Origin of the sequence: Streptomyces sp. NPDC056948 (assembly GCF_042674225.1) — a bacterium.
Classification (GTDB): domain Bacteria; phylum Actinomycetota; class Actinomycetes; order Streptomycetales; family Streptomycetaceae; genus Streptomyces; species Streptomyces purpurascens.
On the sequence record NZ_JBHUQX010000705.1, the window covers coordinates 1 to 2,724 of the forward strand.

At 70.2% G+C, this 2,724-nt stretch carries 4 protein-coding genes; 3 read left to right on the top strand and 1 reads right to left on the bottom strand.

What is annotated here, in order from left to right:
* The first annotated feature begins 156 nt into the window (after nt 1-156).
* Nucleotides 157-645, top strand: coding sequence for a tyrosinase family oxidase copper chaperone (locus ACFTZL_RS43760; protein WP_382595872.1), 489 nt, complete (start codon nt 157-159; stop codon nt 643-645).
* Nucleotides 629-1,495 (top strand): tyrosinase family protein, encoded by an 867-nt coding sequence (locus ACFTZL_RS43765; protein WP_382595875.1) that lies wholly within the window; start codon nt 629-631, stop codon nt 1,493-1,495. Before ACFTZL_RS43760 ends, ACFTZL_RS43765 begins: the two co-directional genes overlap by 17 nt.
* Nucleotides 1,496-1,676: 181 nt before the next feature.
* Here ACFTZL_RS43765 and ACFTZL_RS43770 read toward each other — a convergent pair whose 3' ends face one another.
* A complete protein-coding gene (locus tag ACFTZL_RS43770; protein WP_382595878.1) occupies nt 1,677-1,970 on the bottom strand; it encodes a chaplin family protein in 294 nt (97 codons plus the stop codon).
* A gap of 449 nt (nt 1,971-2,419) precedes the next feature.
* Here ACFTZL_RS43770 and ACFTZL_RS43775 point away from each other — a divergent pair, with 449 nt between their 5' ends.
* Nucleotides 2,420-2,698: a hypothetical protein gene (locus tag ACFTZL_RS43775; RefSeq protein ID WP_215121297.1), complete on the top strand. Its 279-nt coding sequence runs from the start codon at nt 2,420-2,422 to the stop codon at nt 2,696-2,698.
* Nucleotides 2,699-2,724: the final 26 nt, after the last annotated feature.

Consider the following 2,724-nt stretch of genomic DNA (forward strand, 5'->3'; position numbering starts at 1 on the left):
TCCGAGGACCGGCCCTCCGCATGTGTCCGGCCACTGACGCGGCCCCCTCCCCGCCGGGACGGACACCGGTGATCACTTGTCTGGCCGCGCGGCGGTGACCGCGCGGGACGTCCGGCGGTTACGGCTACGACACCGGAACCGGACGAGGAGTGGGCCATGACCGTCAGCATCGGCCAAGGACCGGCGGGGGACGGGGCGCCGGCCCCGGCAGACCCCCTGCCGGCGGGCAGCACACGGCGGGAGGTGACGCGCGGCCTGCGCGTCTGGGCCCTCGCCGCGGCCCTGGCGGCCCCGGTGGCCGCGGCCTTCTGGCCGCAGCGCCCCGGCCCCGAAGACGTCCGGAAGGACACCGCCTTCGCCGAGACCTACCGTGGCCGTCGCATCGGCGTGACGTGGACCCCGCCGCACGGCTCCGCCGGGCAGGGCCGCTGGCACGTCACCGTGGACGGCCGCCCGCTCCAGCTGATGCGCCGGGCCGACGGCACCTGGCTGAGCATGGTCGACCACTACTGCTCCCACCGGACACCGCTCGAGGCCGCCCGCGCCGCCGTCGACGCACTCGGCCCCGGTCTGCGGCTGCGCGCTCCGGGACCGGGAAGCGCGGGGCACGTGCACACGGAGGACCGGCGTGGCGTACGTACGTAGGGACGCCGCCACGCTGACCAGGGCCGAGCAGCGCCGGTTCGTCAAGGCGCTGCTGGAGGTCAAACGGCGGGGCGAGTACGACGAGTTCGTCCGCATGCACATCGAGTACTTCTCCGCGGACGGCGAGCACGGACTGCGCGCCGCACACATGGCGCCGTCCTTCCTGCCCTGGCACCGCCGGTTCCTGCTCGACCTGGAGCGCGCGCTGCGCCGGGTGGACTCCTCGGTGACGGTGCCGTACTGGGACTGGACGCGTGACCGCGCGACCACCTCCGCGCCCTGGACGGACCGCCTTCTCGGGGGCGACGGGCGCCGTTCCGACCACCAGGTGATGACCGGTCCGTTCGCCTACCGGCAGGGCAACTGGACCATCAAGGTGAACGTGACCGACAGGGAGTTCCTCACCCGGGAGCTCGGACGCCCCCGCCGACCGGTGGACCTGCCCACGAAGAGCGAACTGGCCTGGGCGCTGAAGGACCCCGTCTACGACGTGGCGCCCTGGGACTCGACGGTCACGCGGGGCTTCCGCAACAAGCTGGAGGGCTGGGGCACCGGCCGGGACAACACGTCCTGGCGCAACCACAACCGGGTGCACGGCTGGGTCGGCGGGGACATGCGCGGCGGCGCCTCCGTCAACGACCCCGTGTTCTGGCTGCACCACGCCTTCATCGACCTGCAGTGGTATCGCTGGCAACGCCGGCACCGTGGTGCCCGCTACCTCCCGGCGACGCCGCCGCGCCAGGGCGACCGGCAGCACGGCCGGATCGTGGCACGGCGCCAGAGGCTGCCGCCGTGGGACGTGACGCCGCAGCAACTGGAGGACGTCGGCCGGATCTACCGCTACGCGTGAGGGGACGTGGGTTCCGTACGGGTTCGTGTCCGTACGGGTTCATGTTCCGCACGGGTTCGCGTTCCGCACGGGTTCGCGTTCCGCACGGGTTCGCGTTCCGCACGGGTTCGCGTTCCGCACGGATACATGGGGAGAGCCCCGGCATTCGGGGGGCCGGGGCTCTCGGGTCAGGCGGCAGACGTCAGTGGCGGTGGCCGTGCTTCTTGCCGTGCTTCTTGTCGTCCTTCTTGTGGCCGTCGTTGTTCTTGCACTCGTTGCCGACGGCCGGGTTGAGGGCGCCGAGGATGTTCACGGTGTTGCCGCACACGTTGACCGGAACGTGGACCGGCACCTGAACCACATTGCCGGACAGGAAGCCGGGCGAGCCGATGGCCGCGCCCTTGGCGCCGGCGTCCGCCGCGGCGAGACCGGCCCCACTGAGCACCACGGCGCTCGTGCCGAGAGCAACAGCGCCAACCTTCGCGATGCGAGACATCACGTTCTCCCTTACTGACTAGGTAAGTGCGGCAGCAGTACGCGCTGCCGCACTGCCCGTTCAACGCGGCGGCCCCGGAGCAGTCACGAGAAATCTTCTACGGATCACCCATCTTGAACAGGGGCTCCGCCAAATGGGTGCTCCTTGGCGGCCGTCTGCATAGTCCCCGGCCGTTGCCCTGTCTACTGGCCGGGACCGCTCTCCGCTCCTGCGGCGGGGCAGGTCCCGCTCGTCGTGAGCAGCGGCTGCCCGAACGGGAGTTGGGTCGGCGTGGCGGCCCAGGAATGGACCACTCGGTGGAACCACCGCAGCGCTGTGACGTGCACTTTCACAAGAAACCCACGCCACGAGGCGTTTCGTGTGGCAAAAGTCCCAAACGCCGCTTATCTTAGCGACTGTCAGTGACCGGACCATCACGGTCTGTGTCGACTCGAGAAATCGGAGAAGTAATGCGCAAGTACCAGAAGGCCGCGGTCGTCGTGGCCATGCTCGGCAGCGTCAGCTTCCTCGGCGCTGGCGTTGGTCACGCTGCGGGCGGGGACGGGAAGTTCAAGCTCGAGAACGAGCAGGCTCAGTCCTGTGAGCAGAACGACAGCACTCAGGGTCTGGTCAACGTCGACGACGTCAACGTCAACGTCGGCGCCCTGCTCGGCCTGGCCAACCAGGACAACAGCGAGCGCGAGTCGCTGAACTGCTCGCAGTCCTTCTCGCTGCGCGGCGGCCACTGATCAGGTTGATCTAGGCAGGCCCCGGG

Coding starts and splice junctions, on each gene's coding strand:
- ACFTZL_RS43770 (WP_382595878.1), bottom strand. CDS start 1,970: ATGTCTCGCATCGCGAAGGTTGGCGCTGTTGCTCTCGGCACGAGCGCC.
- ACFTZL_RS43760 (WP_382595872.1), top strand. CDS start 157: ATGACCGTCAGCATCGGCCAAGGACCGGCGGGGGACGGGGCGCCGGCC.
- ACFTZL_RS43775 (WP_215121297.1), top strand. CDS start 2,420: ATGCGCAAGTACCAGAAGGCCGCGGTCGTCGTGGCCATGCTCGGCAGC.